This window comes from Salinivibrio socompensis S35 (assembly GCF_000513715.1).
In the GTDB taxonomy this organism is placed as follows: domain Bacteria; phylum Pseudomonadota; class Gammaproteobacteria; order Enterobacterales; family Vibrionaceae; genus Salinivibrio; species Salinivibrio socompensis.
This window is the reverse complement of record NZ_AQOD01000127.1, coordinates 1-5,478: the sequence shown is the minus strand read 5'-3', so window position 1 is coordinate 5,478 and position 5,478 is coordinate 1. Positions and strand designations below refer to the sequence as shown.

Sequence of the window (5,478 nt, the reverse complement as noted above, 5' to 3'; positions counted from 1 at the left end):
CGTTACGGCGAGATATGAGCGATGAAACCTACAAGAAGACCCTCGCGGCAATAGCCGAACAACAAAAAACATCGCCCGCCACCGGCCCAAAAATCAACATCTTTGCGGATAGCTGATATGACCTTCAACACCGAGCAACTGCCGCTACAACCCACAAAACCACCGCACGGTTTTTTGCAACGGCTACTGACTAAAGGGCAAGTCTTCCCCTTTACCAAGGCAAATGACACCATTGCTCTATCTTTGGCGGGAGAGGTTACGCCCTCGTATATCAAGGAGATAGAGAGCGACAATAAATCTTCATATTGGAATGAAGAAAGGTTAAATAGTGAAGCATTATCCGGCTGGTCTCAGTTTTATACATTTTTACTAACTATGACAAAAATAATACTAATGTTGTTTTTGCCTTTGGCTTATTTAATATTGCTTTATCCACTATTGTTTAGTCATGGAAGCTGGAGCGAAAGATGGGATGACTTATCAGCTGCCTTCTATGGACAAACACTCTATGGGACGTTGCCATGCCTATTAATTTGGGGTCACTACAAGTTGGTATGTAAAGGCTACTATTTTTTAGCACCTTTTTTGAAAAGCAAACGTGTATATAGCTTAAACCGTCAAACAGGGATGGTGACGCTGTATAAGCGCGGCAATAAAGTGCGCTTTACGCATCCTTTTATTGAATTTGACTGTGTGTTGATGTCAGCACCCAGCCCGCAAGGCCACCTGAACTATAACTTAATGCTAGTTCATCGCTATCAGCCTTACTCTGTGGGTGTGCCTATTAGTAACTTAATTGGCACCAACGAGCGAGTGGTGGAGTACCAGCGCTTGTGGAATATGATCCAGCGTTACATGGATGTGAGTCAACCGATGCCAGATCTGTTGGTGTTAGAAGAAGCTCGAGCCAAAGATCCTGTAACCGCCGCCCATGATCAACAGACGGGCCGCGACCCGCGTTACTGGCGAGATATGAGCGATGAAATGTACAAGAAGACCCTCGCGGAAATAGCAGAACAACAAAAAACATCGCCCGCCACCGGTCCAAAAATCAACATCTTTGCAGATAGCTGATATGACTTTCAACACCGAACAACTGCCGCTACAACCCGCTAAATCCCCGCACGGCTTTTTGCAGCGGCTACTAACCAAAGGGCAAGTGTTCCCCTTTACCAAGGCAAATGACACCATTGCTTTATCACTTGCTCGAGAAACGATGCCAACGCAAGTAAAAGAGACAGAAGGGAATGAAAAGCCATCATTCTGGACTGAAGAAATTCTAGACAGTGAGTCGTTATCAGGCTGGTCACAACTGTATTTCTTGGTGGTGGGATTGGCAAAAGTAGTTTTAATGTTTTTTTTGCCAGTAGCTTACATGCTAATTCTTTTGTTTTTGTTTTTTGGTTCTGGTGGCTGGAGAGAGGGTTTAGAGGATTGGTCCGTTATTTTTTATACTGTGACTATCTATTTTACGCTTCCTTGCTTACTTATATGGGGTCACTACAAGTTAGTATGTAAAGGCTATTATTTCCTAGCGCCTTTTTTAAAAAGCAAACGTGTATATAGCTTAAACCGTCAGACTGGGATGGTGACCTTGTATAAGCGTGGCAATAAAGTACGCTTTACGCACCCTTTTATCGAATTTGATTGTGTATTGATGTCAGCACCCAGCCCGCAAGGCCACCTGAACTATAATTTGATGTTGGTTCATCGCTATCAGCCTTACTCTGTGGGTGTGCCTATTAGTAACTTAATTGGTACCAACGAACGTGTGGTGGAGTACCAGCGCTTGTGGAATATGATCCAGCGTTACATGGATGTGAGTCAACCGATGCCAGATCTGTTGGTGTTAGAAGAGGCCCGAGCCAAAGATCCTGTAACCGCCGCTCATGATCAACAGACGGTCGCGACCCGCGTTACTGGCGAGATATGAGCGATGAAATGTACAAGAAGACCCTCGCGGAAATAGCAGAACAACAAAAAACATCGCCCGCCACCGGTCCAAAAATCAACATCTTTGCAGATAGCTGATATGACTTTCAACACCGAACAACTGCCGCTACAACCCGCTAAACCACCGCACGGTTTTTTGCAGCAGCTACTAACTAAGGGGAAAGTGTTCCCCTTTACCAAGGCAAATGACACCATTGCTTTATCACTTGCTCGAGAAACATTACCATCGAAAATAAAAGAGACAGAAGGGAATGAAAAGCCTTCATTCTGGACAGAAGAAAGCTTAGATAGTGAATCTTTATCAGGCTGGTCTCAACTATACTTTTTAATGGTGGGGCTGGCAAAAATACTATTGATTTTGTTTTTGCCATTATTTTACTTGATTTTTCTTTTTCCATTATTATTCAGTCATGGAAGTTGGAGTGAAAGATGGGATGACTTATCAGCTGTTTTTTATGGCCTGACCCTTTATTTTACGCTTCCTTGCTTGCTTATATGGGGGCACTATAAACTGGTATGTAAAGGCTACTATTTCCTAGCGCCTTTTTTGAAAAGCAAGCGTGTATATAGCTTAAACCGTCAGACAGGGATGGTAACGCTGTATAAGCGTGGTAATAAAGTGCGCTTTACGCATCCTTTTATCGAATTTGATTGTGTATTGATGTCAGCACCGAGCCCACAAGGCCACCTGAACTACAACTTGATGTTAGTTCATCGCTATCAGCCTTACTCTGTGGGTGTGCCTATTAGTAACTTAATTGGTACCAACGAACGTGTGGTGGAGTACCAGCGCTTGTGGAACATGATCCAGCGTTACATGGATGTGAGTCAACCGATGCCAGATCTGTTGGTGTTAGAAGAGGCCCGAGCCAAAGACCCTGTAACCGCCGCCCATGATCAACAGACGGGCCGCTATCCGCGTTACTGGCGAGATATGAGCGATGAAACCTACAAGAAGACTCTCGCGGAAATAGCCGAACAACAAAAAACATCGCCCGCCACCGGCCCAAAAATCAACATCTTTGCGGATAGCTGATATGACCTTCAACACCGAGCAACTGCAGCTACAACCCGCTAAACCACCGCACGGTTTTTTGCAGCAGCTACTAACTAAGGGGAAAGTGTTCCCCTTTACCAAGGCAAATGACACCATTGCTTTATCGCTTGCTCGAGAAACAATAGACGATTACACACCAATATTTGCTTTACCTAAAAAATGGCAAGGTGAAGCGTGGCTTGGGGCCGAGTATAGCCAGCGCACATTGCGCCAACTAAGGGACGGTTGGTTATATGTCTACGACCAAGACGCGGAGCGTCTAGATGAATACCAAGTGTCTGGCACCAAACTCATTAAGAAGCTGGATGATGACAGCGATGGCGAGACATCAAGCCGTTTAAACTATCCGGTTAAACACACTGTCTATCTTGCGTTTTCGCATCTACGCTGGACGGCGCGCTTAAAAGCGCTAATGCAAGAGAATGGTCAGCTACGCAGTGCGTGGATGCGAGAGCTCGATCTTGATTATTATCGCGAGAATATGGCGCATCCGCACACCGGGAGTTTAAAGCAACTCGGGCAAAGTGTAATTGATATTGGCGAGGAGTCCGCGCCGACTGGGCTATTTGCAAGTACGTGTACACCGCTTGATGAAGTCGATGATCTAGAAACCGATGATCAAGACGATCAACAACACCAGCACGTTGCACACAAACCGGGTAGCACAGTCACTGACTACAAGGTGGATTTGGATAAACCCAATGAAGGCTTTTTTGTCGCGCTGGATGATAGGTTGGCTGATGTGTCTGACTTGTTCTTGCCTTTATCTCAAGAAGTCGCGCGACAGAGTGTTATTTTAAAAGACGAAGAGAACATGCATAAGCTCCAAATGGCTGAGCTGACGCGAATGCTATCAGGCGTGAAATTGGAGCAAGACGAAGTACCCAGCACAGTGAAGGGCGACCCCACAAGAGAGTTGGCATTCGAGCGTCATGTCATTGACTATCTTGCGACACAACGGCTTGCTGACCAAGAGCGAGCTGCGTTAGAAAGTAATCCCAATGTTGCGACTGTGCCGATGACGCCACTTCAAGAAGAGGCGTTAAACAAAGGGGCGTTTCTTGAGGAGCAATACGATTACCAACTCACTGAAGAGCAAAAACAGCGCTGGTCTATGTTCAGTGATGAAGTGGATTGGGAAGCGCTAGAGGCATTTCTCTTGGACCATTACAACCAATTACAAGGCCTTGATGCGCGCATCGCCAATCGCTACAAAGACTTTATGCATGGCCTTGAACAATTAAGCACCGATCCAGTCATTGTGGGTGTAGACAATCAAGATGAGGATCATTTGGTGTACTTGTTGAGCCTAGTGAGTCAATATTTGATTGGTGTAAAACACGCGATAAACAATGAGGAAGTACACGCTGAACTGAATAAAGTTCTGGATTTTGACCAGCCTGATAATCTCTTGGCGCTGGCGTCAGTGGGTTTCTCCAAAGACAATTGGCAAGCACTGAATGATGAAGTGCAGAAGATTGAGCATCACTTTCTCGGCTTAGATAAACCGGGAGATATGTTGGCACTGTTTAGTGCGATTGCCAACTATGACGGGTTCACCGGCGATGTTCGTATCCAAGAGAAGGAATGGTTTAAAGCGCTTGCAGAGCCCGTGAAAAAAAGTTTTGCTGCGTTACAGCATGCGACATCAGGCGCGGCGGAACAGACGTGGCGAGCGATAACCAACCTGTTGTTTCCTAGCCAAATGAATACCGCGCATAGCCCTGCAGGCATGATCAGTAATTTACGGCTAGTGATTTTGGAGGCAATCGTTAACCCAGAAGCGATTGTCGCACACAACCCAGACTTTCCGGCGCAAGTTTCGGCATGGCAGCGAAAGGTGAATGCCGAAGTCGCGATGATTACACGCATCAGCCAACCACCGGTGGGACAGCCGATACATAAAAACCATCAGATTCAAACCATGCATGCAGCTCAGCAAAGACTGCAGAAGCTATTGAGTAGTGAGTTACCTCAAATGGTAACACTGAAGTATCAAGCGGCGAATGATGCAGCGAAAAAAATGCTCAATCAAGCGATAGAGCGCATCTGGGAAAAAGGCGCGCAAGCTGCTCAAACATCGTGGAACAAACTCGGTAAAATGGGAGGCATTGTTGCGATCCTAAACATTTGGAATAGCGCATCAGTCTTGCATAATATTCGCTATAAAGCCGAGCAGCACCCAGAGACGAGCTTGTGGGCAAACCCAGCACTAAGAGAAGCCACCTACTCGATCTCCTATGCGGTGTCTGCGATCTCGGTGGTTTGGAGAGATGCGGCATGGGAAAAAATGGTCAAAGATGGAACACTACTGGAAGTGAGCCTTCGTGAAGCAATAGACGAGGGAGGTAAAGCCAAAGGGGCCTTACGTAAAGACCTTTGACTAAAACCACCAGCGATGGATTTCAATCAACCCGACGTCGCCCAACTTAACGGAAGGAAGGGCCTTGAAGAACCTTGGCCCCAAA

4 protein-coding genes are annotated in these 5,478 nt (G+C 46.1%); all 4 read left to right on the top strand.

What is annotated here, in order from left to right:
- Positions 1 to 117 precede the first annotated feature (117 nt).
- The 4 genes from DZ54_RS0113680 (at position 118) to DZ54_RS0113665 (ending at position 5,393) form a co-directional block, all read left to right on the top strand.
- Positions 118 to 1,074 (top strand): hypothetical protein, encoded by a 957-nt coding sequence (locus tag DZ54_RS0113680; protein WP_025674658.1) that lies wholly within the window; start codon positions 118 to 120, stop codon positions 1,072 to 1,074.
- Position 1,075: 1 nt separating this feature from the next.
- Entirely contained in the window at positions 1,076 to 1,933 is an 858-nt protein-coding gene (locus DZ54_RS21845) for a hypothetical protein (protein ID WP_240474014.1), read from the top strand.
- Between the two features lie 99 nt (positions 1,934 to 2,032).
- On the top strand, positions 2,033 to 2,989 hold the full coding sequence (locus DZ54_RS0113670; RefSeq protein ID WP_025674657.1) for a hypothetical protein: 957 nt from the start codon (positions 2,033 to 2,035) through the stop codon (positions 2,987 to 2,989).
- A 1-nt stretch (position 2,990) separates the two neighbouring features.
- Positions 2,991 to 5,393, top strand: coding sequence for a toxin VasX (locus tag DZ54_RS0113665; RefSeq protein ID WP_025674655.1), 2,403 nt, complete (start codon positions 2,991 to 2,993; stop codon positions 5,391 to 5,393).
- Positions 5,394 to 5,478 lie beyond the last annotated feature (85 nt).

Bases quoted from the DNA above. Each gene is read 5' to 3' on its own strand.
- DZ54_RS0113670 (WP_025674657.1), top strand. From the start codon at position 2,033: ATGACTTTCAACACCGAACAACTGCCGCTACAACCCGCTAAACCACCG.
- DZ54_RS21845 (WP_240474014.1), top strand. From the start codon at position 1,076: ATGACTTTCAACACCGAACAACTGCCGCTACAACCCGCTAAATCCCCG.
- DZ54_RS0113680 (WP_025674658.1), top strand. From the start codon at position 118: ATGACCTTCAACACCGAGCAACTGCCGCTACAACCCACAAAACCACCG.
- DZ54_RS0113665 (WP_025674655.1), top strand. From the start codon at position 2,991: ATGACCTTCAACACCGAGCAACTGCAGCTACAACCCGCTAAACCACCG.